The sequence below is a fragment of the Marinobacter sp. NFXS9 genome, assembly GCF_040148665.1.
GTDB lineage: Bacteria > Pseudomonadota > Gammaproteobacteria > Pseudomonadales > Oleiphilaceae > Marinobacter_A > Marinobacter_A mangrovi.
Genome location: NZ_JAGDDW010000004.1, coordinates 133,467 through 159,176, shown reverse-complemented (window position 1 = coordinate 159,176; position 25,710 = coordinate 133,467). Strand labels below are relative to the sequence as shown.

Sequence of the window (25,710 nt, the reverse complement as noted above, 5' to 3'; positions counted from 1 at the left end):
CGGGGCGTCATCGAGCGTGGGGCTGCTCTGAAGCGCTAGCGTTTTTGGTTATCAGTCGTTTGGTTCATAGTGTGATCGGAGTATCATTATTTAAGTTTGAAAATTGAACAGAATCAATGAGTCATGCGTAACAGAATGCTACCGCAAATTCGGCGTTGAGCCGCCGCTGCCGGTGGCGACAGCGGCTCAACGGTCGCGGCTCAGAAGAACAGGTCCGGCAGGTAGGTGGCGATATCCGGGAACATCATGATGACCCCCATGCCCAGCACCTGAACCAGGACGAACGGAATGATCGACTTGTAGATGTCCTGCATGGTGATGCTCGGCGGCACCACGCCTTTCAGGTAGAACAGGTTGAAGCCGAACGGCGGCGTCATGTAGCCGATTTCCATGTTGATCACGAACAGGATGCCGAACCAGATCGGATCGAAGCCCAGCCCCTCCACGATGGGCATGAAGACCGGCAACGTTATCAGCATGATGCCCACCGGATCCAGCACCATCGCCAACAGGAAGACAATCAGCATCATCGACAGGATGACGCCCCAGGGACCGCCCGGGATCATTTCCATCAGCCCTTCGATCAGCTCCTGCGCGCCCATGCTCTGGTAGGCGGCACTGAACGCGTGGGCCGCAAACAGGATCCACATGATCATGCCGGTCAGCTTGAAGGTGCGGATCGCCGCTTCGTGCATGAGTGACCAGTTGAACTTGCGGTAGACCACAGCGGAGATCAGGGCACCCAGAACACCCACCGCGGCGGCCTCCGTCGGCGTGGTGATCCCGCCGATGATGGAGCCGAGCACCATCACCACAATAGCGATCGGCAGGATGACCGCCCGCAGGGCGCGGAACTTCTCGCCCCAACTGGCCCGCTCTTCCGGCGGCAGGGCCGGCGCCAGGTGCGGCTGCAGGTAGCAGCGGATGATGATGTAGGCCGTGGTCAGCACCATCAGCAGGACGCCCGGCAGGATACCCGCCGCAAACATCTTGCCCACGGACACGCCGGTAATCAGCGAATACAGGATCATCAGGATGCTGGGTGGAATCAGGATGCCCCAACCGCCGCCGGTATTGATGCAGCCCAGCGCCATGTTCTTGTCGTAGCCCCGTTCCAGCATCGATGGCAGCGCGATGGTGCCCATGGCCACCACGGCCGCGCCACTGATGCCACACATGGCGGCGAACAGGGCGCAGATTCCCAGCGTACCGATGGCCAGGCCACCGCGAACGCCGCCCCACCACAGGTGCATCATGCGGTAGAGGTCATTGGCGACGCCGGTGCGCTCCAGGATCATCGCCATGAAGACGAACAGCGGAATCGCCACCAGCGTAAAGCTTTCCATGGTGCTCCAGATCTGCGAAGCCACCATAAAGAAGGAGTCGAACCCCCAGGTGAAATAGAGGAAGACGACGGACACGCCGCCCAGCACAAAGGTCAGCGGCAGGCCGAGGACCAGGAAGAACAGCAGTGCGCCAAAAAACAGCAGGGTCAGGACTTCAATACTCACAGCACGTCTCCCTGCTCGTCATCAGTCTCGGAAGGTTTGTAGTAATCCAGGTCCAGGGCAATGGCGATGTCCTGCAGCAGCTTGACCACGCCCTGCAGGATCAGCAGGCCAGTGCCCAGGGGAATCGCCACCTTCACCGGCCAGATCGGCGGGTTCCAGGCCGAATAGGTGGTTTCGAAACTGGCCACGGATTCACTGGCCATGTCGTAACCGAAGTAGAACAGCGCCAGGGTGAAGGCGAAAAACATGGTGGACGTGAAGATGTCGAGCCCGGCCTGGACCCGCGGGCCCAGATGGGAATACAGCAGGTCGACATTCACGTGCCCCCGGTGGGCCATGATGTAGCCGCCGGACATAACGGCGTAGACACCAAACAGCATCTGGGTCAGTTCGTTGGTCCAGACGGTGGGTGAGCCGAGCAGGTAGCGGAAGCCGACCTCAAGGAGCAGGAAGGCAAACATGGCAAAGACGAGCAGGGAAACCCAGCGCCCAATGAAATCATTGAGACGGGTGACCCCATTCATGAATGCGGTCAGCGCACGCATGGTGTCCTCCGGGGGAATATCGGGTCTTCAGGAACGGGAAAAACCGGCGAGCGGGACCCGCCGGTCTGTGTTGACGGGTGTTACAGGTAGCCCAACTGACGCAGGTAGTCTTTCAGCATAGCCAGTGCTTTCTTGGAGCGCTCGCTACGCTCGCCTTCCTCGTCCCACATTTTCTGGGCGACCTGGGTCAGGCGCTTCTGGACGTCGTCCGGCAGGGTGTTGACCTGGACGCCTTCTTCTTTCTCGGCCTTGGCCAGGGCCAGCTGCTCTTTGTACTGGTACTCGTTGGTGCGGAACCAGAACTCTTCTTCCAGCGCCTGCTTCACAACGTTCTGCAGGTCCTCAGGCAGCTTGTCCAGTGCCTTCTGGCTGACGATGATGACGTCGGTGCCGGCGATGTTCAGGGCCGGCTTAACGTGGTACTTGGCCACTTCATACAGACCCATGGAGTACGCACCCTGGGCCGCGCCCCAGTGAGCACCGTCGACCACGCCACTGTCCAGGGCCGGGTAGAGTTCGCTGCCCGGAATATAGGACGCGGCGGCACCGGCTTCGGTCAGGAATTTCTGCAGGGCACCGGAGGAGCGCAGTTTCAGGGACGTGAAATCATCCCAGCTCTTGATCGGCTTCTTGACCACCATCTCGGTCGGGTAGACTTTGTCGGTGGCCCAGTAAACGCCGTATTGAGCGGCTTCATCACGCAGCATCTGCTCGAAGCCGAGGCCCTTGTGGAAGTAGGCCGCTTCCCACACGTGGCGGAAGGCAAACGGCAGACCGGAGGCGATGCCAGCCAGGGTCATCTTGTCCTGGGCGTAGGACGGGGAAATGGTGCCCATTTCCAGGATGCCGCGGCTGACCGCGTCGAAAGTCTGCTTGGCCTTGAACAGCGCGCCGGCTTCGTAAAGCTTGAGCTCCAGGCGGCCGTCGCTGCGCTCTTCGATGACACGCTTGATGCGTTCCAGGCTGTCGGTGTAGGAACTGCTGGAACCCGGCCAGTGAGACTGTACCTTCCAGGTGATGGTGTCGGCGGCAGCAGCGCTGCCACTGAACAACACGCCCAGGCTCAGGGTGGCCGCTGACGCGAACACCGTCAGTTGCTTGCGGAACAGGGTTAGCGATGGCATGACGTGACCTCTTTGTTGTTGTGTCATTCGTTATGTTTCGCTCTGCGGTACTTGTGACTGCAGAATGAATCTTTGTTTTCCGAATTTATCACACGCATCACGTTTTGCAATAGGACGCGGGTGGAATCTTCCCGCGTCCCGGGCGCCCGACTTACAGCCGGGGGAAGGGGAGGCCGTCCGGGTGCAGGTGCCGGGCCAGAAGCTGCCCGATCCGCAGCAGGTTGCGATCGCTGTAGGCCGGACCGATCAGCTGCACGGCCAGCGGCAGTCCTTCGTCAGAATCGCCCACCGGCAGGCTCAGGGCAGGCAGCCCGGAAATCGCCGCAATGCCGGCCCACACGGTCACGTCCATGTAGGGCTGAGGCTGGCCGTTGATGGTCAGGGTGCGCTCGGTGGCGGCGGTTTCCTGATCGTGTGGGAAGGCCAGTGTGTTGACGACCGGACACAACACCACGTCAAAACGCTCGAAGAACTGCTCCCAGCGGTGTTGCAGCTGCGCTCGCTGTTCGTCGCCGGCCATCCAGTCGGCATGGGACTGCAGGGCACCGCGGGCAAAGCGGCTGCGGTAGTCGTCGGCGTCGGGATCGTCGGTGAGCGGCTGCAGCTTCTCCCGGATTTTCGGGGTCAGACCCGCGCCCATGGCGGCGGCGAGCAGGTTGTAATACAGGTCGTGGTTGGCTTTCAGGGTCAGTTGATCCGGCCGGGCCGCTTCATCCACCCGCGCCCCTTCGGCGCGCAGCACGTCCACGCAGCTCTGCAGGCCGTCCCGCACCGCTTGATCGACCGGGCAGAACACATCATCGAGCCAGGCGGCCACGCGCAGATCGCCCAGCGTGTCCGTCGTCGGTTCGGGCAGCTCGATGCGCCAGGCCGGCGCCTCCGACTCGTCCGGCCCGGCCAGTAACGCCAGTGCCTGGTCCAGATCTTCCAGATGGCGCCCCATGGGGCCGGCGACCGCAATATCGCGCTTGCCCCGGCTGCCCGGCGTGCCCGGGACGTGGCCGCGGGTGGGCACAATGCCGTAGGTGGTTTTCAGACCGTAGATGCCACAGAACGCCGAGGGCGTGCGGATCGAGCCGCCAATGTCACTGCCCAGCTCCAGCGGAGTCAGGCCGGCGGCCAGGGCCGCCGCGGCGCCGCCGGAGGAGCCCCCGGGTGTACGCGAGGTGTCCCATGGATTGTTGCTGGTGCCATAGATGCTGTTGAAGCTCTGCAGGTCGCCGGCCAGTTCCGGCACGTTGGTCTTGCCCAGGATAATGGCGCCGGCGGCCTGGAGCCGCTGTACGGCCGGCGCGGTGCGGGTTGAGACGTGGTCACGCAGCTTCTCGAAGCCCGCGGTGGTGGGCCAGCCCTCGATCTCGAAGGTTTCCTTGATGGTCATGGGCACGCCGTGCAGCGGCCCCCAGTCCTCGCCCCGCGCCGCCGCGGCATCGGCGGCTTCCGCCTGCCTGCGTGCGTCGTCGGCGCGCAGCACCACGATGGCATTGAGATCCGGGTTGAAGCGCTCGATGCGATCCAGGAAGTGATCGAGAACGGCGACGGCGGTAAATGTGCGACTGCGAATGCCGTCCGCCAGGGCGAAACTGCTCATCTCATGGAATGGGGGCATGGGGTTGGCTCCTTGTTGTTGTCGCTCACAAACATAGAATAAATGGCATTTTTGTGAAACAGTATTTCGCAAAATGAATACGCCATGCCCCAACAATGAGGAGAATCGGCATGATCGAGGTGACCCGCGAACCCGGCATCGTCCGGCTGACCATCCGCCGTCCGGAAAAAAAGAACGCCCTGACCCGCGCCATGTACGATTCACTGTCCGAGGCCGTGGATGCCGCGGCTGCGGATGAGAGTGTCCATGCGATTGTCCTTGGTGGCTGCGACGGCCTGTTCACCGCCGGTAACGACCTGGACGACTTTCGCGCCCGGGCCGTCGATCCGGACCCCAAGCCCTCTGCGGGCCTGGCCTTCATCGAGCGACTGATGCGGTGCGATACGCCGGTGATTGCCGCTGTTGAGGGCATCGCTATCGGCATCGGCACCACCCTGCTGTTCCACTGTGACATGGTAATTGCCGCCGCCTCGGCCCGCTTCCGCACGCCGTTCGTGGATCTGGGGCTGTCGCCGGAAGCGGCTTCGACGGTGGTGGGGCCGCTGCGGATGGGGTTGCGACAGGCCACGGACCTGCTCGTTTTCGGCGAAACCCTGGATGGCAAAGCCGCTGTCGAAGCCGGACTGGCCACCAGCTGCGTGCCCGATGGTGAGGCGGAAACCGTGGCTCTGGCCAAGGCCCGCAAGTTGGTGGCTCAGCCCCGGGATGCTTTGCGGGCCAGCAAACGGTTGATGCGCGCCCCCTGGGAAGACCAGGCGTTTGCGGCCCTGGAGCGGGAGCGCGATGTGTTTGCCGAGCGGTTGCGTTCGGACGAATGCCGGGCGGTGCTGGACCGGATGGGGAAGCGATAATGGGCTTGAAGACTTATGTAGTCGGGTCTTTAATGAGCTTCGAGGCTTAAGGTGAGCCTCTCTCCCCTGGCGGGGTGAAGCAGGAGACAACGAAGCATCGCTTCGTCCGCCGAAACGCCCATTGTCTCTGACAACAGGCAGGGTCGCGGAGCGGAGGTTCGGAGAGAGGGGGGCGAGGCGTAGGTTGGGCTGACGCAGGAAGCCCAACAAGCCGGGTTTGCGGCCAATCTCATCCCATCCAATGGTCGCAGCCGATTTTTGAGAATCAATGTTCAAGCATGTCCGCGATAACGGGAACGTCCGGTGCCCGCTTATTGTTGGGCTTCCTGCGTCAGCCCAACCTACGCCTCGGGGGCTTTTGCAACACCCTCTAAAGCGTCTGCGACATGTACGGGGAACTACTTTTCCCAGTACGGCGCCCGCAACTCCCGTTTGAGCACCTTGCCGATGGTGCTGCGCGGGAGTTCATCGCGATATTCGATGTCGGCCAGCCGTTGCGATTTGCCCAGCCTGGCGTTGGCCCATTCCAGCAGCTCGCTTTCCGTCAGGCTCTCGCCAGCCTTGCGCACGACAAGCCCCAGAGGTGTTTCCCCCCAATGTTCGCTGGGAATACCGATGACCGCCGCATCCGCCACGGCGGGGTGTTCCAGGAGCACCTTTTCCAGATCCACCGCATAGATATTGAAACCACCGGAGATGATCATGTCCTTGCGGCGGTCGAGGATATAAAGGAAGCCGTCGGCGTCGAGCCGGCCCATATCGCCGCTGCGGTAGAAGCTCAGTCCCTCGGGGCTGGTCCAGAGCATGGCGTCGGTCTGTTCCTGACGGTGGTAGTAGCCGCGCATCATGGCGCCGGCCCGGCCCACGATCTCGCCGATCTCGCCCCGGGGCAGCTCCTGACCGTCCTCGTCGATGATTCGCACTTCCGCGCCCTCGGTGGGCTGGCCCACGGAATCCCACTTATCCGGAAACGCACCGCAGTCGAGGCTGGTGGAAATGCCGCCTTCGGTCAGGCCGTAGACTTCGCGGATGTTGCCCGGCCAACGCTTCATGGCCTGCTCGATGACGTCGGCCCGCAACGGCGCGCTGGTGGACAGCTTCAGCTGGAAGCTGGACAGGTCGAAGCGGTCGAAATCCGGCTCTGCCAGGATGCGCTGATACTGCACCGGCACCAGCATGGCGTGGGTCACCCGGTGCTGCTCCGCCAGTTCCAGGAAACGGTGGGCGTTGAACTTTGCCATCAGCACCAAGGTGCCGCCATGGAACAGGGTGGGCAGGGCGGAGACCAGGGTGGTGTTGGAATACAGCGGGGTGGACACCAGGTTGATGGCGTCGCCGTTCAGCCCGTAGCTTCCCATGCGCCGCATCTGACGGTAGCGGAACCGGTGGTCATGGAGGATGCCTTTCGGTGTGCCGGTGGTGCCGGAGCTGTAGATGATGTTGAACGGATCATCCAGCGACAGCGGGGCCGGGTTGGCGGTGTCGTCAATGTCGCCCAGCCAGCTGTCGAGCGTTACAGCACTGTCAGACGGTGCGTAGTCGATGCCAATCCGCAGGTCGGCCGTGACGTTTGCGAGCTGATCGCGAATCTCGTCATATAAAGACGCGTTCTTCTGTGAAACGAACAGGAAGCGGGCGTCGCAGTCCTTCACCATCAGTGCCAGCGTTTCGCCGCTCGCCATGCCCGACAGCGGCACCATGCAGCCACCTGCGGTCAGCACACCCAGATACAGCATCATGTAGTCGGCGCTGTTCTCCGACAGGCCTGCGACCGTGTCGCCGGTTTTCAGTCCGGACGCGCGCAGCCGGTTGGCCATGCGGTTCACGCGGGACACCAGGCCGGCCCAGTCGGTGTCGCCTTTCTCGTCAATCAGGGCGATTTTGTCGGGTTGGGTGCGGGCGAAGGTCTGGATCTGTTCCCCGATAGGCAGGAGGGTTTCGTCGGCAACCAGCGGGGCGTGTTGGGGCATGCTTTTCACATAGTCGTTCATTTTGACACTCATGATGATTGTTGTGTTTTAACTAGTGAAATTAACTTCCGAATATATTGACTCAAAAGTGTCAGGCGTGACAAATTAAAACCCGAATTCCTATTTGCGGTTCCCGGCTTCGTGATCTGACACGGCTGGGAAGCCCTTTATAAGGGTGACCAAGAACAACAAAAGGAGCATCCGCATGATGCGTTTCAAGAGACGGGTGGCGATGGTCACCGGCGCGGGTAGCGGTATCGGACGAGCCACGGCCCTGCGACTGGCGCGGGAAGGGGCTTACCTGGTTTTGGTGGATCAGGCCGAAGCCGGGTTGATGGAAACCACCAGCGCTCTGCCGGAAGGTACCGAGTACCTGCGCAAAGTCATGGATGTGTCCAACGAGGCGGCTGTCGAGACGCTGGTCAAAGACACCATCAAGCGCTGGGGGCAGATCGACGTCCTCTGCAACAACGCTGGCGTGGCGGGTTCGCACCCGCCGATCACCGACCAGAATCGCGACGAGTGGGAGCGCATCCTGGGGGTGAACCTGATCGGGCCGATGCTCTTCATTAAGCACGTGGCACCGCACATGCAGTCCCGCCGTCTGGGCAGCATCGTCAATACGGCATCCGTAGCGGGGATCCGCTCCGGAGCGGGCGGCAACGCCTATAGCGCGTCCAAAGCCGGCGTGATCAACCTGACCCAGACTGCTGCCTGCGACCTCGGTGGCGACAACGTCCGCGTCAATGCGGTTTGTCCGGGCCTGATCGAAACCGGCATGACCCAGCCCATCTTTGATTACGCCCGCGCCAACGAGAAAGCCCACAAGCTGGGCGCGCGCTGTGAACTGCGACGCTACGGCAACCCCGAGGAAATCGCCGCCGCCATCCTGTTCCTGGCCAGCGACGATGCCAGCTACATCACCGGGCAGGCCCTGCCCGTCGACGGCGGCAACACCGCCTCCCTGAATCTGCCGGGAATGAAAGTCTGATGTCTGATGTGACCCCCCCCGAATACCTCGATAGCAAGGATCTGCCCGGATTCCACAAGGTGCTCGGCTATGAGCAGGCCTCCTGGGCAGAAAACGAAGCGGTGATCACTGTAAAGCTGCAGCCGCATCACCTGAATCTGGCCGGCGTCATCCACGGCGGGGTGCTCACCTCGCTGCTGGACATTGCCCTGGCCCAGGCCGGCACGTACTGCCCCTATCCGGGCCGCATGCGCAAGGCCATTACCCTGTCACTGACCACCTCGTTCACCGGCCAGTGCAGTGGCGGCACGATTACCGTCACCGGCACCAAACGCGCCGGCGGCAGTCGCATCTTTAACAGTACCGGCGAAGTCCGCGATGACCAGGGCAACCTGCTGGCCATCGGCGAGGGCACCTTCCGGATTCGCTCTGGCAGTGAGTCGCCGGAGGGTGTACCGATCTGACGGTGTCACCGACCCCAAATTGCCCCAATAACGACAGCAAGAGGCACAACGACATGTTTGAACTTTCCGAAAAAGCGCAGGCACTGCGTGAGCAAGTGCTGGCCTTCATGGACGAGCACGTTTATCCGAACGAGCACCTGCACCACGAGCAGATCGAGAACGCGGAGAACCGCTGGGCGCCCACGGCGATCCTCGAGGAGTTGAAGGGCAAGGCCAAGGCCGCCGGCCTGTGGAACCTGTTCCTGCCGGAGAGCGACTACGGCGCCGGCCTGACCAACTTCGAGTACGCCCACCTGTGCGAAATCATGGGTCGCTCCCACATGGCCCCGGAAGTGTTCAACTGCTCCGCGCCGGACACCGGCAACATGGAAACCATCGCCCGCTACGGCTCCCCCGAGCAGCAAAAGGCATGGCTGGAACCGCTGCTGGCCGGTGATATCCGCTCCTGTTTCTCCATGACTGAGCCGGCCGTGGCCTCGTCCGATGCCACCAACATTGGCTGCGAGATCCGTCGCGAGGGCGACGAGTACGTGATCAACGGCCGTAAATGGTGGTCCTCCGGTGCGATGACCACCACCTGCAAGATCGCCATCGTCATGGGCAAGACCGATCCGGACGCCGAGAAGCACAAACAGCAGTCCATGATCCTGGTGCCGCTGGATACACCGGGCGTGAAGATCATCCGACCGCTGACCGTATTCGGTTACGACCACGCGCCGCACGGCCACGCCGAAATCGAATACAACAACGTCCGCGTGCCGGCCAGCAACATGCTGCTGGGCGAGGGCCGCGGTTTCGAGATCGCCCAGGGTCGTCTGGGGCCGGGCCGGATTCACCACTGCATGCGTACCATCGGCGTCGCCGAGCGCGCGCTGGAAGCCATGTGCCAGCGGGTCAACGAGCGCGAGGCCTTCGGCAAGCCGCTGGCCCAGTTCGATTCCATCCGCAAGGACATTGCCCGCTCCCGTCTGGAGATCGAGCAGTGCCGTCTGCTGACCCTGAAAGCGGCGCACATGATGGACACCGTCGGCAACAAGGTGGCCCGTCAGGAAATCGCGATGATCAAGGTCGCCGCACCGAGCATGGCGCTGCGCATTCTGGATCGCGCCATCCAGGTCCACGGCGCCATGGGCGTGTGTCAGGACTCCTTCCTGGCGGCGGCCTGGGCCCAGGTCCGCACGCTGCGCCTGGCCGATGGCCCGGATGAAGTGCATCTGGATTCGATCGCCAAACTCGAACTGCGCAATTACCCGAAAACACTCTGATCAGGAGGCCCGAGCATGAGCAATCCATTGTTTGATATGACCGGCCGGGTGGCCCTGATCACCGGTTCCACCAAGGGCATCGGCCGCTCCATTGCCGAGGAAATGGCGCGCGCCGGCGCCAAAGTGGTGATCTCCAGCCGCAAGGCGGAGGTCTGTGAGCAGGTGGCCGGCGAGCTGAAGGAGCAGGGTTTCGAGGCGATCGCCGTACCCTGCCACGTGGGTCGCAAGGACGACCTGCAGAATCTGGTGGACAAGACCCTCGCGGCCTGGGGTCGCATCGACGTGCTGGTGTGCAACGCCGCCACCAACCCGGTCTATGGTCCCACCCAGGACATGACCGACGACGCCTGGGACAAGATCATGGACACCAACGTGAAGGGCACCTTCTGGCTGACTCAAATGGTCTTGCCGCACATGGCCGAACGCGGTGACGGGCAGGTCATCCTGCTGTCCAGCATCGCCGGCATCCGCGGCAATACCGTGATCGGCACCTACGGCGTGTCCAAGGCGGCGGAAGCCGCACTGGCCCGCAACCTGGCGGTGGAGTGGGGGCCGAAGGGCATCCGCGTCAACTCGATCGCCCCGGGCCTGGTACGTACCGACTTCGCCAAGGCGCTGGTGGAGGATCCCGAGCGCCTCAAGCGGGTGGAAGAGAAAACCCCGCTGCGCCGTATTGGCGAGCCGGTGGACATCGCCGGGCTGGCGGTCTTCCTGGCGACACCGGCCAGCGCCTACATCACCGGTCAGGTGATCGTGGCGGACGGCGGCGAAACCGCAGGTTGAGGTGATCATGTCCCAGCACGCGAACCTCGATCCGGAGCTGGTGGACGTCCTCGACGCCCACCGGTTCGACGAGCAACAACTCAAAGCCTGGCTCCGGCAGGCGATGCCGGACATCGGCGATCGGCTTGAGGTGAAGCAGTTCCAGGGTGGTCAGTCCAATCCCACCTTCCTGCTGGACACCGACAGCGGCCGCTATGTCCTGCGCAAGAAGCCGCCGGGCAAGACCCTGCCGTCGGCCCATATGGTGGAGCGCGAGTACAAGGTGATCCGGGCGCTATCCGACCACACCGATGTCCCGGTGCCCCAGGCGCGGGTGCTGTGTGAGGACCCGTCCGTCATCGGCACGCCCTTCTATATCATGGACTTCACGCCGGGCCGGGTGGTCAGCCATCCGGCATTGCGGGCGCTGGACCGGGCCGAGCGCCGGCCGGTGCACGAAGTGGCGATGGACACCCTGGCCCAGCTCCACGCGGTGGACGTGAATGCCGTCGGCCTGGGCGACTTCGGTCGGCCCGAAGGCTACGTCGCCCGCCAGGTGTCCCGCTGGACCAAACAGTACCTGGCCGCCAAGACCGACGAGATGCCGGCCATGGACAAGCTGATGGCCTGGCTGCCGGACCACCTGCCGGCCACCGACGAGACGGCCATCGCCCACGGCGACTACCGGCTGGGCAACCTGATGCTGGCGCCGGACGAACCCCGAGTGGCGGCGATCCTAGATTGGGAGCTGTCTACCCTCGGCCACCCGCTGGCGGATCTGGCGTATTACTGCCTGCCCTACCACCTGCCCATGGATCTGGAAGGCTCCCGCGGCATTGTCGGTGAGGACCTGGAAGCGCTGAACATTCCGGATGAGCAGGAAATCATTGAACGTTACTGCCGCCAGTCCGGCCGCTCGGGCATTGCCGACTGGCATGTGTTCCTGGCGTTCTCGCTGTTCCGGCTGGCCTCCATCGTCCAGGGCGTCTACGCCCGGGCTCTCCAGGGGAACGCGAGTAACGCGGACGCCCTGCAGGTGGGCAAGCGCGCGAGCATGCTGGCCGACGCCGGCTGGCGGATCGCCCAACAGGGCAACCGGGGAGTCGCAGAATGAGTGAACCGATCGTACGCCGCATCCTGATCACCAACGATGACGGCATCAACGCGCCGGGGCTGGCGGTGCTGGAAAGGATCGCCCGCAACCTGGCGGAAGAGGTCTGGGTCGTTGCACCCGAGCACGACCGCAGCGGCGCCGGGCAGAGCATTTCCCTGCACTCGCCCCTGCGGCTCTATGCCCAGGACGACAGCGACCGGCGTTTTGCCCTGTCGGGGACGCCGGCGGACTGCGTGCTGTTCGCCATGGCGGAGTGGTTCGGCGAGACCCCGCCGGACCTGGTGCTGTCCGGCGTCAACTGCGGCGCCAACATCAGCGACTCGGTGCAGTATTCGGGCACCGTGGGTGCGGTGCTCACGGCCCAGCACATGGGCGTGCCGGCCATGGCCCTGAGCCAGGCGTTCCTGAACCGGGACGGCATCGACTGGTCGCCAGTCGAGCTGCTGGGCGAGTCCGTGATCCGTTCACTGTGGGCGCCGGACGAGCACCCGCAGCCCTGCTGGAACATCAATTTCCCGGCCTGCAACGCCGAAGCCGTGAGCGAAGTGCGCTGGGCCCGGCAGTCCAGCGGGTCGATCCAGCGCACGCGACTGCTGCCCGGCCAGGACGGGCGCAGCCTGCCGTACTGGTGGCTCAGCTTCGAGCGCAGTTCCAAACACATCATCGCGCCGGATATGGACGTGACCGTCCTACGCGACCAGGCCGTGGCCGTGACACCGTTACGCAGCCAGTCACCGTTGCCCGGTGGTCCGGCGGCCTTTGCCATTGAATCGGTTTAACAGACGAGAGTTGGCCCGGCCTGCCGGCCGGAGAGGGGAGTACGACACTATGTTTACGAGACACCACGGGGTCTGGCCGAGTGATCTGCCCAAGACCATGACGCTGCCCAACACCAGCGTGTTCACCAACCTGGCGATTTCCGCGCTGCGTTATCCGGATCATCCGGCCATCATCTACTACGACACGGTGACGACCTACCAGCAGCTGCTGGACGAGGTCGAGGCCCTGGCCGGTTACCTGCAGGCGCAGGGACTGCAGAAGGGCGATCGGGTGCTGCTGTACATGCAGAACTCGCCCCAGTACGTGATCGGTTACTACGCGATCCTGCGTGCGGACGCGGCCGTCATCCCGGTGAACCCGATGAACCGGGCGGCGGAACTGGAACACTACATCAGCGACACCTCGGCTGAGTTCTGTCTGGCCGGCCAGGAGCTGGCGGGCTTCATCGCGCCGCTGGTGGGCGAGACGCACCTGAAAGAAGTGGTGGTCACCGCCTACAGCCGCTACATCCGGGAAGAGACTGACCTGAACCTGCCGCCGGAAGTGGCCGCCCCGGCCCAGCCGGTTGAGGGCCCGGGCATGACCGACTGGCAGGATGCCGTGGGCGCGAACAAGACGCCAGCACCCCACACCGCGGGTCCCGACGACATCGCCGTGATCCCGTTCAGCTCCGGCACCACCGGCGCGCCCAAGGGCTGCACTCACGTCCATCGCGGCGTGATGGCGACGGCCGTTCACCGGGCCTTCTGGAACCTGAGCACGGCAGATACGGTGCAGCTGTCCACGCTGCCGTTCTTCCACGTGACCGGCATGACCGGCTCCATGAACAGCCCGATCTACAGCGGTTCCACCTCGGTCATCATGACCCGCTGGGACCGCAATACCGCGGCCAAGCTGATCGAGCGCTACCAGGTCACCGGCTGGACCAACATCGTCACTATGGCGGTGGACTTCTTGTCCAATCCGGAACTGGGTAGCTACGACATCAGCAGCCTGAAGACCATCGGTGGCGGTGGCGCGGCCATGCCGGCGGCGATCGCCGACAAGTTGAAGAAGCTGACCGGCCTGGACTACATCGAGGGCTACGGCCTGTCCGAAACCATGGCCGCGACCCACATCAACCCGTCGGAAGCGCCCAAGGCCCAATGCCTGGGGATTCCGGTGTTCGACGTAGACTCCCGCATCATCGATGTGGAAACCCTGCAGGAGAAAGGCCCGGGCGAAGTGGGCGAGATCGTCAGCAACGGCCCGCAGGTGACCATCGGTTACTGGAACCGGCCGGCCGAAACGGAAGCGGCGTTCGTCGAGATCGACGGCAAGCGTTTCTTCCGCACCGGCGACCTGGGCTACTACGACGAGGAAGGCTACTTCTTCATGGTCGACCGGGTGAAGCGGATGATCAACGCCTCCGGCTTCAAGGTATGGCCTTCCGAAGTGGAAAGCCTGATGTACCGTCACCCGGCCATCCACGAGTGCTGCGTGATCTCCGCGCCCGATCCCAAGCGGGGCGAGACGGTCAAGGCCTGCATCGTGCTGACGCCGGAGGCGGAAGACACCACCACGGTGGACGACATCGTGAGCTGGTGCCGTGAGGAGATGTCCGCCTACAAGGTGCCCCAGCACGTCGAGTTTGTCTCCGAGCTCCCCAAGTCGCCCACCGGCAAGGTGATGTGGCGGGCGCTGCAGGAGCAGGAGTGGCAGAAAGAGGCCTGAGCACGCGCTGAGCGCGTGATTTGACGGGTCTTTTCCCATTACCCCGATGGGCTTTACCCCGGTCGGCCGGCTTTGCCGGCTGTTCCGGGCTATGGCCCCTTTTGCCCCGATTCAGTTTCACTATAACGGTAAAAAATTGATCAGTGGTCCGCACAGTGGAATTGCATTCTGTATATTGACAGAGTGGCTGCGCGGTGTACTCTTGAGAAAAGGTGAAATCAAAAACTAAAACGTCTCAAAACAGAAAACCAAACCTGCGGTTCCAATTTCGACAATAACTTCCGCTGGTCAAAAAACCTGCGGCATCCAATAACAACAACTTGCCAGGAAGGAGGCTGATTTGAACCTCTTTTTCCAGAACATCGTAAACGGGCTGACACTCGGGAGCATCTACGGACTCGTCGCTCTCGGTCTGACGCTGGTCTACGGTATCCTGCATATCCCCAACTTCGCCCATGGCGCGCTCTATATGGTCGGCGCGTTCATGTCCTACTTCTTCATGGTGGATCTGGGTGTCCATTACTGGATCGCCATGCTGGGCTCGGCCGCCGTTGTCGCGGTACTGGCCATTCTCTGTGAACGCCTCGTTTTCCATCCCTTGCGCAATTCGCCACCGATCCACGACAAGATCGCCGCCATCGGCATCCTGCTGTTCCTGGAAGCGGTGGTTCAGATGTTCTGGGGGGCGGACTTCCGCCGCATGACCTCACCGTTCACCGGCATCATGCGCTTTGACGGCCTGATCATTCCCGAGCAACGGGCCCTGATCATCGTCGGCGCCATTGTGCTGGTCATTGCGCTGCAGCTGTTCCTGCGCAAGACCATGACCGGTGCCACCATCATCGCCATGGCCCAGAGCCGGGAAGGGGCCTTCCTGGTGGGTATTGACGCCAACCGCGTGGCGATGATGACGTTCGCCATCTCCGGCATGCTGGCCGCCTTTGCCGCAACCCTCTACGCACCGATCAACCTGGTCTACCCGGCCATGGGACACGTGGTGATCATGAAGGCCTTCGTCATCATCATCCTCGGCGGCATGGGCAGCATACCCGGTGCCATCGTCGGCGGGATGATCATCGGCTTCGCCGAAGCCTTCGGCGGCTTCTACATCTCCAGCAGCTACAAGGACATCATCGCCTTCGGTCTGCTCGTGGTGATCCTGTCCGTTCGTCCGCAAGGCCTGTTCGCGAAGGGGGCGCACTGATCATGTTGAAACTGGCTTCCTTTATGACCCGTCCGGCGGCGAAGTACCTGCTGATCGTGCTGGCGCTGGTGTTCCCGCTGATCGCCAAGAACGAATACCAGGTCTACGTCATGGCCTCTGCCTTTATCTGGGCGATCGCCGTGTACGGCCTGAACATCATCACCGGGTACTGCGGCCAACTGAACCTGGCACACGGCGGCTTCTTTGCCCTCGGGGCCTACACCCTGGGGCTGCTGACGGCGGATTACGGCTGGAGTTTCTGGCCGGCATTCGTAGGGGCGCTGATGATGACCGCGTTCATCGGCTTCCTGGTGGGTGTGGTGTCGCTTCGCCTGAAGGAACACTACTTCGCCATCTTTACCCTGTGTGTCGGCTTCATCATGTACATGCTGACGGACAAGTGGGAGGAGCTGACCCATGGCCCGATCGGCGTGCGTGACATCGCCGCGCCGCACGGTTTCGGAATCGTGGACTTCACCGAGACCACGCCGTTCTATTACCTGGTGCTGGCGTTCCTGATCTTTGCCATCTGGTTCATGGGCAAGCTGTCCCGCTCGCTGCTGGGCCGCACCTTCATGGCGATCCGCAACGGGGACGATCTGGCGCAGTCGCTCGGCATCAACCTGATGCGCAACAAGACCCTGGCGTTCGTGCTGTCCACCACCTACGCGGGGATGGCCGGAGCGCTCTACGCCGGCATGGTGCGCTTCATCGGGCCCGAGGACGGCAACATCCTCCACACCTTCGACATGATCACCTACCTGCTGGTGGGCGGTATCGGCACCCTGTCCGGTCCGCTGGTCGGCACCGTCGGCATCGTCTGGCTCACCCAGTCCCTGCAGTTCCTGGAGGAGTACCGGATGATCCTGTTCGGCCCGCTGTTGGTGGTGCTGGTCATCTTCTTCCCCCGCGGCATTGTCGGCTCCTTCTTGGGCTGGCTGCATCGCAAGACGCTGGACGCCGGCTTGCCGGCGGCGAAGAAGAAGGAGAGCCGCATCGCCACGGGTAAGGAGGTCGAGAACAATGCTTAAGATCGAGAACCTGACCAAGATGTTCGGTGGCCTGGCGGCGGTGAACGACGTGTCCGTCGAGTTCGAGGCCAACCGCATCAACGCCATCATCGGGCCCAACGGCGCCGGCAAGAGCACCTTCTTCAACCTGGTGGCCGGCACCCACAAGCCCACCTCCGGGCGCATCATCCTCGACGGGGAAGACATTACCCCGTTGCGCTGCGACTACATCGCCCAGCGCGGCGTGGGCCGCACCTTCCAGACCACCAACCTGTTCGAGCAGGCGTCGGTGCTGGACAACCTGATCGTCGGCCACCGGCTGCGGACCAAGTCCGGCCTGTGGGACGTGCTGATCAACTCCAAACGCCTGCAGTGGGAAGAGAAAGCCTGCCGCGACAAGGCGCGGGAAGTGCTCGACTTCGTCGGCCTGAACCATGTGGAAAACCGCCTGATCGCCGACATCACCCAGGAGGAGCGCAAACGCGTGGCCTTCGCCCTGGCGCTGGCCACCGATCCCAAGATCGTCCTGCTGGACGAGCCCGCCGCCGGCGTGAACCCGGAAGAGACGGAAGGTCTGGCCGACCTGATGCGCAAGATGGTCGATCACGGCCTCACCGTCTGCCTGATCGAGCACAAGATGGACATGATCATGGGCCTGGCGGACAAGATCATGGTGCTGGACCACGGCGAGAAAATCGCCGAAGGCACCCCGACGGAGATCCGGGAAAACCCGGTTGTGATCGAAGCCTACCTGGGGAGTGACGAAGATGCTGCAGCTTAGGAATGTGGATGTCTGTTACGGCAGCTTCAAGGCACTGACCGACATCTCGATGAGCGTCGACTCCGGCGAGCTGGTAGTGCTGCTGGGTGCCAACGGTGCGGGTAAATCGAGTCTCTTTAACGCGATCAGTGGCCTCAACAAGCCGGCCGCCGGCGAAATCGAGTTTGAGGGCAAGCGCCTGGACGGCCTCAAGCCCAGCGCGATCGTGTCGTCGGGCGTGGTTCAGTGTGCCGAAGGCCGCAAACTGTTTCCGATGATGAGCGTCCAGCAGAACCTGATGATGGGCGCTTACGTCCATCGGCGGGACAAGGCGGGCAACAAGCAGCGCCTGGAGGAAGTGCTGGAGCTGTACCCGATCCTGCGGGAGAAAGCGGACCAGCCGGCCGGTTCCCTGTCCGGCGGTCAGCAGCAGATGGTGGCCATCGGCCGTGCGCTGATGAGCCGCCCGCGGTTACTGATGCTGGACGAACCCTCGCTCGGTCTGGCGCCGCTGATCGTGCGTCAGATGTTCGAAACCATCCAGAAAATCAATCGCCTCGGCACCACCGTGCTGCTGGCGGAACAGAATGCGTTTGCCGCACTGAAGATTGCCTCCCGGGCCTACGTGATGGAGAACGGCCAACTGGTCATGGAAGGCGACCGGGACACCATGCTGGGCAATGAAGAGGTGCGCAAGGCATACATCGGCGCCTAGTGCGCCGACGACACAACGTGATCTACCTGGACAAGCGATAAATCCAACAACAAGACAGACGCAATACCCTAGGAGAAAACAATGAAAATGCTGAAAACTCTTGGTCGTGCGGTCGCAGTCGCGGCACTGGGTGCGGGTCTCTCCACCGGTGCCATGGCGGAATCCACCGTGAACATCGGTTTTACCGGCCCGCTCAGTGGCGGCGCCGCGCTGTACGGTGAGAACGTCCTGTCCGGCCTGCGCATGGCCGCGGGTGAAATCAACGACAACGGCGGTTTCAAGATCAACGGGGAAACTTACAAGGTCAATCTGATCTCCCTGGACGATCGCTATTCCCCGGCTCAGGCGGCCACCAACGCCAAGCGTCTGAAGCAGGAATCCGACGTGCCGGCCATCTTCGTGCCGCACTCCGGTGGCGTGTTCGCGTTGCAGGATTTCAACGAGAAAGACGACTTCATGGTGATGGCGTACACCAGTGTTCCGACGGTTACCGAAAAGGGCAACAGCCTGACCATCCGGATCCCGCCGACGTTCGACGGCTATGTCCGGGCGTTCAGCGACTATGCCCTCAAGCATGACGGCAAGAAGCTGGCCATGGGCGGCGCCACTCACGAGTACGCCAAGATCTGGGCCAAGATGATCAAGAACCAGTGGGAGTCTAAGGGTGGTGAAGTCGTGGCCGAGAACGCCATGGACTACAACAAGTCCGCCGACTTCTACACCGGTGTCAGCCGTCTGGTGGCCTCCGATCCGGACGTGATGTTCGTCGGGGGTGCTTCCGAGCCGACCGGTCTGGTGGTTCAGCAGGCGCGTCAGCTCGGCTTCCAGGGCGGCTTCATCGTGATGGACCAGGCCAAGCTGGATGAGATGGCCGACGTGGCCGGTGGTGTTGATCAGCTGGAAGGCGCTATTGGCGTGGTTCCGCTGTCCACCTATGGCACGGAGGCGGCCAATGACTTCATCGAGCGCTACAAGGCCGAGTACGACAAGACGCCGGGTTCCGAGGCGGCTTACAACTACTCCGCCATGTACGGCCTGGTGAAAGCGATGCAGCTGGCGGGTACCACCGAAGCCAAGGCGGTCCGCGCCAAGATGAGCGATGCCATGAAGCAGCTCGACGAAGCGCATAACCCGTATCAGGTCACACAAGTGACCGACAAGGGGGGCTTTGTCACGGAAACCACGCTGGCTGTGGTGGAAGACGGCAAGATCGAGCAGAAGCCGATCGAGGAGTAAGTTGCCTGACTGAAAAAGGGGCCTTTCGTGGCCCCTTTTTTGTAGGTTCCGAGCTGGGGTTAGTCGGGCTCTGGGAGTCTGAAACCAATGCAGGCCATCGCTTCCGTCACCTAAGAGGGCCGTCCATGGCCGCTTATGTGACGAGGACATCCTGTCCTCTGCTCCAGCGATGGCCTCCATTGGTTTCGATCGAATTTCGTGCAAGGCGTCGGCGACAACTCGAGCATGTAGAAGACGCTTCAGCGACGTAGGTTGGGCTGACGCAGGAAGCCCAACAATAAGCAGGCACCGGACATTTCCCTTATCGCAGGCAGGCATGCTTGGAGCCTGGGTTCTTAAAAACCGGCTTGGCGCCCATTGGGGGGAATGAGGCTGGCCGCAAACCCGGCCTGTTGGGCTTCCTGCGTCAGCCCAACCTACGATACTGAGGCGCCGTAAGGCGCCCCGGTTGCCTTGGATCCGGGGTCAGCGCACGTACATCACCAGATTCTCGGCCACACAGGCCGGTTTGTCCTCACCGTCGATCTGCACCGTGGTGGTGTAGGCGGCCAGCACGCGCTGATCGTCCACGGCGGTGACCTCTTTCAGGGTCACTTCCGTACGAATCGCCGAGCCGGATTTTACGGCGGCGGGAAAGCGCAGCTTGTTGAGGCCATAGTTGATGCTGGCGGACGTGCCGGTCACGTGCATCACGCCCTGGTTCAGCAGGGGGATCAGCGACACAGTCAGAAAGCCGTGGGCCACCGGGCTTTTCCACGGGGCTTCCCGTTTGGCCCGCTCGACGTCCACGTGGATCCACTGGTGATCGCCGGTGGCGTCGGCAAAGGCCTGGATCATATCCTGGGAGATGGTTTTCCAGGGGCTGTGACCGATCCGTTGGCCGGTGTGTTGAGAGAGGTCATCCAGGGCAATCTCTTTCATGTCGCATCCTGTTTTTGTTTGAGTTAATTTCGCTCTGTAAACCTTGATTTCAAATTCATTGTCGCCAACCGAATCGCCGCGTGCAACCGGTTTGGCATCACCCTCAGAGGAGAATATGACCATGGCCACCAATCAGCAGATTATCCTCGCCGCCCGGCCCACCGGCATGCCGGATGAAAGCCATCTGGTCCTGCAGGAAGCGCCTATGCCGGAGCCTGCGGACGGCGAAGTCCTGCTCAAGACGATCTACCTCTCGCTCGATCCCTACATGCGCGGGCGCATGTCGGATGCGGCGTCTTACGCCAACCCAGTTGCTGTGGGCGACGTGATGACCGGCGGCACTGTCAGCGAAGTGGTGGAAAGCCGCTACGACGGACTGGCGCCCGGAGACATCGTGCTCAGCCATGCCGGCTGGCAGGCCTACTCGACGGCACCGGGGATGGCACTGCGCAAACTCGATCCGAAGGCCGCGCCCATCAGCACCGCTGTGGGCGTGATGGGCATGCCGGGTTTCACGGCCTATGTCGGCCTGCTTGATCTGGGGCAGCCGAAAGCGGGCGAGACCGTGGTGGTGTCGGCGGCTGCCGGTGCGGTTGGGCAGGTTGTTGGTCAGATCGCCAAGCTCAAGGGTTGTCGTGTGGTCGGCGTGGCGGGTGCCGAGGACAAGTGCCGTCATGTGGTGGAGGCCTACGGCTTCGACGCTTGCGTGAACTACAAGGACGATGACTTCGAAGCGCAGCTGGACGAGGCCTGCCCGGACGGTATCGACGTCTATTTCGAGAACGTCGGAGGCAAGGTGTTCGATGCCGTCATGAAGCGGGTCAATGTGTTTGCCCGGATTCCGGTCTGCGGCCGTATCGCCCACTACAACCAGACCGAACTGCCGGAAGGGCCGGACCGCCTGATCCCGTTCATGGGCAAGGTGCTGGTCAAGCGCCTGATGTTGCGGGGTTTCATCCAGACCGACCACATCGAGCGTCAACCGGACTTCCTCAAGGACATGGCGGGCTGGATTCAGAGCGGTCAGGTCAAGTATCAGGAAGACATCGTGGACGGGCTGGAGAACGCGGTGAGTGCGTTCCAGGGCCTGTTGGAAGGGAGGAACCGGGGCAAGATGCTGGTTCGGGTCGCGGCTGATCCGACCCGTAAGGTCTGAGATCGGCCTTTAAGATAGCCGACACGTCAGAGCGTATTGCAGGAGCTGACGGTAGTAAGCCTCTCTCCAGAGCATGGGGGCATCCTCCTTGCCCATACCGTAACTTGAGTCACCCATGTTCCCGGATTGAGGTGTTACCTATGTTGCCGGTTTGCACATGGTAAGCCTCTCTCCCCTGGAGGGAGAGAGGTTTGGAGAGAGGGGGACGAGGCGAACGCCTCGCCGGAATTCCAGCGAGACAAATGGGCGCCGATTGGCGCCTCCCCCTCTCCCCGGCCCTCTCCCGCGAGGGGAGAGGGAGTCGTACGCCATCCGATTCTCCAGAAAAGGGAAGCGATTGCAGCTACACTCGGGAGCCTGGCGGCTCCTCCGAAGCTGAAGCATCGGCTACACCCTCGGGAGCGCCTTAGACGGCGTACCCCGGGTTCTTGCTGTCCAGCATCCGCAACAGCGCCGGCCAGGTCAGCTTGGCCGCTTTGCCCAGCGATTGAGACTGCTCCCGGGTAGTCTCGATAGCGGCCTCCGACGGCATGAAGGTCGGCCCACACGCCTGCGCCTTCACCTGGATTTCACAGGCCTTCATCAGGAAATAGAGGTAGGTGAAGGTTTCGGGTACGTCGTGACCGGCGGTGAGAATGCCGTGATTGCGCAGGATCAGCATCGATTTGTCGCCCATGTCGTTGATCAGGCGCTCGCGCTCGTCCAGGTTCAGGGCAACGCCCTCGTAGTTGTGATAGGCCACGTGGTCCAGGCACAGCATGGCCGTCTGGCTCAGCGGCAGCAGACCGTCACGATGGGCCGACACGGCCACCCCATCAGAAGCATGCAGGTGCATGACCGCACCGGCGTCGTCCCGGCCCATATGAATCGCGCTGTGAATGGTAAAGCCCGCCGGATTGACCCGCGCCAGCCCGCCGGCTTCCACCACGTTGCCGTCCTGATCCACTTTCACCAGCGAGGACGCGGTGATCTCATGGAACAGCAGGCCGTAGGGATTGATCAGGAAATGATGTTCCGGCCCCGGGACCCGGGCGGACAGGTGCGTGAACACCAGATCGTCCCAGCCAAACAGCGCCACCAGACGATAGGCGGCTGCCAGATCACAGCGGGCCTGCCATTCCTGCTTCCGTAATGCCTTGTCTTGCTCTTGTTCTTGATGGACTTGCATAAGGCCTCCTTGATGAGGTGTGCCGGTTGAACGGGTCGCGTTATATCAACAGTCTGTGGGAGCGAATGGAGGCTCTTGCCGAAGGAGGGACAGGGACGTCCCGGTTGGATTAGCCGGCCAGGGACGGCCGTCTAATGCAACGTAGGCAAGAGCATCCCTTCGCTTCCTGCACTGAACTCAGCAGGCTACAAACCACCTGTCACCGCCATGATTAAAAAAGGGCAGCAAAAGCTGCCCCGAAATGGGTCTCTAAGGGGTATGACATCCAGAAGATGTCTGAGACCCGGCTCCTCGCACAGAGAACGTGCCTGGTTACGAGGCCTGCAGCAGGCCCGTGTAGTTTTCCAGGTGGAAATCGTCATCACCGAACTGGTGATTGATCATGATCAGACGCTTGGCGTAATGCGCCAGGCTGTATTCCCAGGTCATGCCGATGCCGCCGTGCAGCTGGATGGACTGCTCGGCGATGAACTGACCGGCGCGGCCGATCACGTTCTTGGCCGCGGCCAGGATACGATCGCGCTCGTCGCTGGCCTCGTCGTTGGCCACGCTGGCGGCCAGGATCGACATGGAACGGGCCTGTTCCAGTTCGGAGCTCATATCCACCATGCGGTGCTGCAGCACCTGGAACTTGCCGATGGGCACACCGAACTGCTTGCGGGTTTTGAGGTAGTCGAGCGTCAGCTTGATCGCCTCTTCCATCGCGCCCACCGCTTCGGCACACAGTGCGGCTACGGCGCGACCGGTTTGATAGTGGATCGCGGCGCCGGCCTGGCCTTCCTCGCCGATCAGCGCGTCGGCACCGACCTGGACGTTGTTCAGGAACACATCACAGCCCTTGGCGCCGTCCATGGTCGGGTAGACCCGACGCTCAACGCCTTCGGCGTTGGGATCAATTGCAAACAGGGACAAGCCGTCCGCATCGCGGCTGTCGCCGCTGGTACGGGCAGAGACCAGGATCAGGTCGGCCGCGTGGCCACCAATCAGGACGCCCTTGCGACCGTTCAGAACGTAGCCGCTGCCGGATTTCTCGGCGCGGGTCTCGACGTCGTTCAGATTGTAGTGGCTCTGGGGCTCATCAAAGCCAACGGCAATCTTGATCTCGCCGGTGGCAATGCGGCTCAGCCAGTCCTCTTTCTGGCTGTCGCTGCCAGCTTGACTGATCAGGCCGCCGCCGAGGACGACCGTCTGCATGTACGGCTCCAGGCACAGGCCACGGCCCAGCTCGGTCATCACCGACTGCACGTCGACACCGGAGCCGCCGAAGCCGCCCAGCTCTTCCGGGAAAGGCACGGCACACAGGCCCAGCTCGCCCAACTGCTTCCAGAAATCCTCGCTGAAGCCCAGCTCGCTTTCACTGTACCTCAGGCGTTTTTCGAATTCGTACTCACCGCGGACCAGGCGCGCCACGGTGTCCTGCAGCATCTGCTGCTCTTCATTCAGATTGAAGTCCATGGGTGCCTCCTTACAGTCCGAGAATCATCTTGGTGACAATGTTCTTCTGGATCTCGTTGGATCCGCCGAAGATCGACAGCTTGCGCATGTTGAAGTACTGCGGTGACAGCGCAGCGCCGTCCGGATCGGACAGGTGGTCGCCTTCAAATTCCAGGGCCAGTTCCTCTTCCACAAACGGCTGGGCGTAGGGGCCCAGGGCGCGACGGGACAGATCGGTAATGGCCTGACGCAGTTCCGTACCACGGACTTTCAGCATGGAGCTCTCGGCCCCCGGCACACCGCCGCCTTCCACGGACGCGATGATGCGCAGGTTGCTGATGGAGGCGGCCATCAGGTCGATTTCCACCTGGGCCACGCGCTGGGCGAAGGTCGGATCTTCGATCAGTGGACGGCCGTTTTTCTTCTGGCGACCGGCGATGGCTTTCAGGTGGCTCAGGGCCGCCTTGGAGGCGCCGATGCCCGCCAGACCGGTGCGCTCGTAGGTGAGCAGGTACTTGGCGTAGGTCCAGCCTTTGTCCTCTTCACCCACGAGGTTTTCCACTGGCACTTTGACGTCGTCGAAAAAGACTTCGTTGACCTCGTGCTCGCCGTCCAGAGTGATGATCGGACGGACGGTCACGCCCGGGGTGTTCATGTCGATCAGCAGGAAGGAGATGCCTTCCTGTGCCTTCACCTCGGTGTTGGTGCGCACGAGGCAGAAAATCATGTTGGCGTGCTGACCCAGGGTGGTCCAGGTCTTCTGGCCGTTGACGATGTAATGATCGCCATCGCGCACCGCACGGGTCTTCAGGGAGGCCAGGTCAGAACCGGAGCCGGGCTCGGAGTAACCCTGACACCACCAGTCCTCACCGCTCAGGATGCGCGGCAGGTAATGCTGCTTCTGCTCTTCGCTGCCGAACTTGATGATCACCGGGGCGACCATGTTGACGCCGAACGGGATCGAGCGGGGCGCGCCGTAGCGGCAGGACTCTTCGTCCCAGATGTGCTTCTGAACGGCGGTCCATTTCACACCACCGTACTCTTCCGGCCAATGGGTGGCGTACCAGCCCTGCTTGACCAGGATCTGTTGCCAGCGCTCGTGGTCGGCGCGGCTCATCCGACGGCCTTCTTTGACCTTGGCAGCAATATCGGCCGGCAGTTTCTCCTCGAGGAAGGTCCGGACTTCATCCCGGAAGGCCAGTTCGTCGGCCGTGTAGTTCATGTTCATTGATCAACCTCTCGGTTCATTGTTCTGTCTGTCGACATGTTCACGCCGTCACTGGCGCTTGTGTCTATTGTGAAAGCAAATACCGCATAGCAGAATTAAGTGAAGGATGAATCATGATTAGGCGCGTGTCAATCGCCTCGAATGCGCCAAATCGTTGCCTGGAATACGTCAAAGAGCAAAATTTAGTTTTAAAAGGTTGT

General features: G+C 62.2%; 23 protein-coding genes. 14 read left to right on the top strand and 9 right to left on the bottom strand.

All coding sequences use genetic code 11. The features are described from left to right. Positions 1-200 precede the first annotated feature (200 nt). From J3364_RS08620 to J3364_RS08605, 4 genes are all read right to left on the bottom strand, one after another. Complete coding sequence (locus J3364_RS08620; RefSeq protein ID WP_349557969.1) at positions 201-1,511, bottom strand: TRAP transporter large permease; 1,311 nt, start codon at positions 1,509-1,511, stop codon at positions 201-203. Next, the gene (locus J3364_RS08615; RefSeq protein ID WP_123635593.1) at positions 1,508-2,056 is read right to left on the bottom strand and encodes a TRAP transporter small permease subunit; all 549 of its coding nucleotides are present in this window, start codon (positions 2,054-2,056) and stop codon (positions 1,508-1,510) included. Before J3364_RS08615 ends, J3364_RS08620 begins: the two co-directional genes overlap by 4 nt. A gap of 80 nt (positions 2,057-2,136) precedes the next feature. Then, complete coding sequence (gene dctP, locus J3364_RS08610; RefSeq protein WP_131483033.1) at positions 2,137-3,180, bottom strand: TRAP transporter substrate-binding protein DctP; 1,044 nt, start codon at positions 3,178-3,180, stop codon at positions 2,137-2,139. A gap of 151 nt (positions 3,181-3,331) precedes the next feature. Beyond that, positions 3,332-4,789, bottom strand: coding sequence for an amidase (locus tag J3364_RS08605; RefSeq protein WP_349557967.1), 1,458 nt, complete (start codon positions 4,787-4,789; stop codon positions 3,332-3,334). A 110-nt stretch (positions 4,790-4,899) separates the two neighbouring features. Here J3364_RS08605 and J3364_RS08600 point away from each other — a divergent pair, with 110 nt between their 5' ends. After that, positions 4,900-5,640, top strand: a complete 741-nt coding sequence (locus tag J3364_RS08600; protein ID WP_349557966.1) for an enoyl-CoA hydratase-related protein — start codon at positions 4,900-4,902, stop codon at positions 5,638-5,640. A gap of 398 nt (positions 5,641-6,038) precedes the next feature. Here J3364_RS08600 and J3364_RS08595 read toward each other — a convergent pair whose 3' ends face one another. Further along, a complete protein-coding gene (locus tag J3364_RS08595; RefSeq protein ID WP_349557965.1) occupies positions 6,039-7,631 on the bottom strand; it encodes a class I adenylate-forming enzyme family protein in 1,593 nt (530 codons plus the stop codon). Positions 7,632-7,815: 184 nt separating this feature from the next. Here J3364_RS08595 and J3364_RS08590 point away from each other — a divergent pair, with 184 nt between their 5' ends. The 12 genes from J3364_RS08590 (at position 7,816) to J3364_RS08535 (ending at position 19,603) form a co-directional block, all read left to right on the top strand. Then, entirely contained in the window at positions 7,816-8,601 is a 786-nt protein-coding gene (locus J3364_RS08590) for an SDR family NAD(P)-dependent oxidoreductase (protein WP_349557964.1), read from the top strand. Next, entirely contained in the window at positions 8,601-9,044 is a 444-nt protein-coding gene (locus J3364_RS08585; RefSeq protein WP_349557963.1) for a PaaI family thioesterase, read from the top strand. Before J3364_RS08590 ends, J3364_RS08585 begins: the two co-directional genes overlap by 1 nt. Positions 9,045-9,097: 53 nt before the next feature. After that, positions 9,098-10,309 (top strand): acyl-CoA dehydrogenase family protein, encoded by a 1,212-nt coding sequence (locus J3364_RS08580; RefSeq protein WP_349557962.1) that lies wholly within the window; start codon positions 9,098-9,100, stop codon positions 10,307-10,309. A 15-nt stretch (positions 10,310-10,324) separates the two neighbouring features. After that, complete coding sequence (locus tag J3364_RS08575) at positions 10,325-11,092, top strand: SDR family NAD(P)-dependent oxidoreductase (RefSeq protein ID WP_349557961.1); 768 nt, start codon at positions 10,325-10,327, stop codon at positions 11,090-11,092. A 7-nt stretch (positions 11,093-11,099) separates the two neighbouring features. Further along, positions 11,100-12,185: a phosphotransferase gene (locus tag J3364_RS08570; protein ID WP_349557960.1), complete on the top strand. Its 1,086-nt coding sequence runs from the start codon at positions 11,100-11,102 to the stop codon at positions 12,183-12,185. Next, complete coding sequence (surE, locus tag J3364_RS08565; RefSeq protein ID WP_349557959.1) at positions 12,182-12,964, top strand: 5'/3'-nucleotidase SurE; 783 nt, start codon at positions 12,182-12,184, stop codon at positions 12,962-12,964. Before J3364_RS08570 ends, surE begins: the two co-directional genes overlap by 4 nt. A gap of 49 nt (positions 12,965-13,013) precedes the next feature. After that, a complete protein-coding gene (locus tag J3364_RS08560) occupies positions 13,014-14,678 on the top strand; it encodes a long-chain fatty acid--CoA ligase (RefSeq protein WP_349557958.1) in 1,665 nt (554 codons plus the stop codon). Between the two features lie 340 nt (positions 14,679-15,018). Beyond that, the gene (locus tag J3364_RS08555) at positions 15,019-15,882 is read left to right on the top strand and encodes a branched-chain amino acid ABC transporter permease (RefSeq protein WP_123635581.1); all 864 of its coding nucleotides are present in this window, start codon (positions 15,019-15,021) and stop codon (positions 15,880-15,882) included. Positions 15,883-15,884: 2 nt separating this feature from the next. Next, complete coding sequence (locus J3364_RS08550; RefSeq protein ID WP_349557957.1) at positions 15,885-16,913, top strand: branched-chain amino acid ABC transporter permease; 1,029 nt, start codon at positions 15,885-15,887, stop codon at positions 16,911-16,913. Next, positions 16,906-17,673 (top strand): ABC transporter ATP-binding protein, encoded by a 768-nt coding sequence (locus J3364_RS08545; RefSeq protein WP_123635579.1) that lies wholly within the window; start codon positions 16,906-16,908, stop codon positions 17,671-17,673. Before J3364_RS08550 ends, J3364_RS08545 begins: the two co-directional genes overlap by 8 nt. Next, on the top strand, positions 17,660-18,367 hold the full coding sequence (locus J3364_RS08540; protein WP_349557956.1) for an ABC transporter ATP-binding protein: 708 nt from the start codon (positions 17,660-17,662) through the stop codon (positions 18,365-18,367). The genes J3364_RS08545 and J3364_RS08540 overlap by 14 nt, the downstream gene beginning before the upstream one ends. A gap of 81 nt (positions 18,368-18,448) precedes the next feature. Further along, a complete protein-coding gene (locus tag J3364_RS08535; protein ID WP_349557955.1) occupies positions 18,449-19,603 on the top strand; it encodes an ABC transporter substrate-binding protein in 1,155 nt (384 codons plus the stop codon). 465 nt (positions 19,604-20,068) lie between these two features. On the opposite strand, the gene J3364_RS08530 is transcribed toward J3364_RS08535, so the two are convergent. After that, the gene (locus J3364_RS08530) at positions 20,069-20,524 is read right to left on the bottom strand and encodes a MaoC family dehydratase (RefSeq protein ID WP_203143220.1); all 456 of its coding nucleotides are present in this window, start codon (positions 20,522-20,524) and stop codon (positions 20,069-20,071) included. A 121-nt stretch (positions 20,525-20,645) separates the two neighbouring features. On the opposite strand from J3364_RS08530, the gene curA reads away from it, so the two are divergent. Further along, the gene (gene curA, locus J3364_RS08525) at positions 20,646-21,680 is read left to right on the top strand and encodes an NADPH-dependent curcumin/dihydrocurcumin reductase (protein WP_502882490.1); all 1,035 of its coding nucleotides are present in this window, start codon (positions 20,646-20,648) and stop codon (positions 21,678-21,680) included. A gap of 406 nt (positions 21,681-22,086) precedes the next feature. Here the strand turns inward: curA and J3364_RS08520 are convergent, their stop codons facing one another. From J3364_RS08520 to J3364_RS08510, 3 genes are all read right to left on the bottom strand, one after another. Next, the gene (locus J3364_RS08520; protein WP_349557953.1) at positions 22,087-22,848 is read right to left on the bottom strand and encodes a class II aldolase/adducin family protein; all 762 of its coding nucleotides are present in this window, start codon (positions 22,846-22,848) and stop codon (positions 22,087-22,089) included. 312 nt (positions 22,849-23,160) lie between these two features. Further along, the gene (locus J3364_RS08515; RefSeq protein WP_349557952.1) at positions 23,161-24,303 is read right to left on the bottom strand and encodes an acyl-CoA dehydrogenase family protein; all 1,143 of its coding nucleotides are present in this window, start codon (positions 24,301-24,303) and stop codon (positions 23,161-23,163) included. A gap of 10 nt (positions 24,304-24,313) precedes the next feature. Next, on the bottom strand, positions 24,314-25,510 hold the full coding sequence (locus J3364_RS08510) for an acyl-CoA dehydrogenase family protein (RefSeq protein WP_349557951.1): 1,197 nt from the start codon (positions 25,508-25,510) through the stop codon (positions 24,314-24,316). Between the last annotated feature and the right edge of the window lie 200 nt (positions 25,511-25,710).

Excerpts from the sequence above, each read along its gene's own strand:
- surE (WP_349557959.1), top strand. The coding sequence starts at position 12,182 with ATGAGTGAACCGATCGTACGCCGCATCCTGATCACCAACGATGACGGC.
- J3364_RS08575 (WP_349557961.1), top strand. The coding sequence starts at position 10,325 with ATGAGCAATCCATTGTTTGATATGACCGGCCGGGTGGCCCTGATCACC.
- J3364_RS08570 (WP_349557960.1), top strand. The coding sequence starts at position 11,100 with ATGTCCCAGCACGCGAACCTCGATCCGGAGCTGGTGGACGTCCTCGAC.
- J3364_RS08590 (WP_349557964.1), top strand. The coding sequence starts at position 7,816 with ATGATGCGTTTCAAGAGACGGGTGGCGATGGTCACCGGCGCGGGTAGC.
- J3364_RS08600 (WP_349557966.1), top strand. The coding sequence starts at position 4,900 with ATGATCGAGGTGACCCGCGAACCCGGCATCGTCCGGCTGACCATCCGC.
- curA (WP_502882490.1), top strand. The coding sequence starts at position 20,646 with ATGGCCACCAATCAGCAGATTATCCTCGCCGCCCGGCCCACCGGCATG.
- J3364_RS08515 (WP_349557952.1), bottom strand. The coding sequence starts at position 24,303 with ATGGACTTCAATCTGAATGAAGAGCAGCAGATGCTGCAGGACACCGTG.
- J3364_RS08530 (WP_203143220.1), bottom strand. The coding sequence starts at position 20,524 with ATGAAAGAGATTGCCCTGGATGACCTCTCTCAACACACCGGCCAACGG.
- J3364_RS08510 (WP_349557951.1), bottom strand. The coding sequence starts at position 25,510 with ATGAACATGAACTACACGGCCGACGAACTGGCCTTCCGGGATGAAGTC.
- J3364_RS08550 (WP_349557957.1), top strand. The coding sequence starts at position 15,885 with ATGTTGAAACTGGCTTCCTTTATGACCCGTCCGGCGGCGAAGTACCTG.
- J3364_RS08545 (WP_123635579.1), top strand. The coding sequence starts at position 16,906 with ATGCTTAAGATCGAGAACCTGACCAAGATGTTCGGTGGCCTGGCGGCG.
- J3364_RS08580 (WP_349557962.1), top strand. The coding sequence starts at position 9,098 with ATGTTTGAACTTTCCGAAAAAGCGCAGGCACTGCGTGAGCAAGTGCTG.
- J3364_RS08585 (WP_349557963.1), top strand. The coding sequence starts at position 8,601 with ATGTCTGATGTGACCCCCCCCGAATACCTCGATAGCAAGGATCTGCCC.
- J3364_RS08615 (WP_123635593.1), bottom strand. The coding sequence starts at position 2,056 with ATGCGTGCGCTGACCGCATTCATGAATGGGGTCACCCGTCTCAATGAT.
- dctP (WP_131483033.1), bottom strand. The coding sequence starts at position 3,180 with ATGCCATCGCTAACCCTGTTCCGCAAGCAACTGACGGTGTTCGCGTCA.
- J3364_RS08560 (WP_349557958.1), top strand. The coding sequence starts at position 13,014 with ATGTTTACGAGACACCACGGGGTCTGGCCGAGTGATCTGCCCAAGACC.
- J3364_RS08540 (WP_349557956.1), top strand. The coding sequence starts at position 17,660 with ATGCTGCAGCTTAGGAATGTGGATGTCTGTTACGGCAGCTTCAAGGCA.
- J3364_RS08520 (WP_349557953.1), bottom strand. The coding sequence starts at position 22,848 with ATGCAAGTCCATCAAGAACAAGAGCAAGACAAGGCATTACGGAAGCAG.
- J3364_RS08595 (WP_349557965.1), bottom strand. The coding sequence starts at position 7,631 with ATGAACGACTATGTGAAAAGCATGCCCCAACACGCCCCGCTGGTTGCC.
- J3364_RS08605 (WP_349557967.1), bottom strand. The coding sequence starts at position 4,789 with ATGCCCCCATTCCATGAGATGAGCAGTTTCGCCCTGGCGGACGGCATT.
- J3364_RS08535 (WP_349557955.1), top strand. The coding sequence starts at position 18,449 with ATGAAAATGCTGAAAACTCTTGGTCGTGCGGTCGCAGTCGCGGCACTG.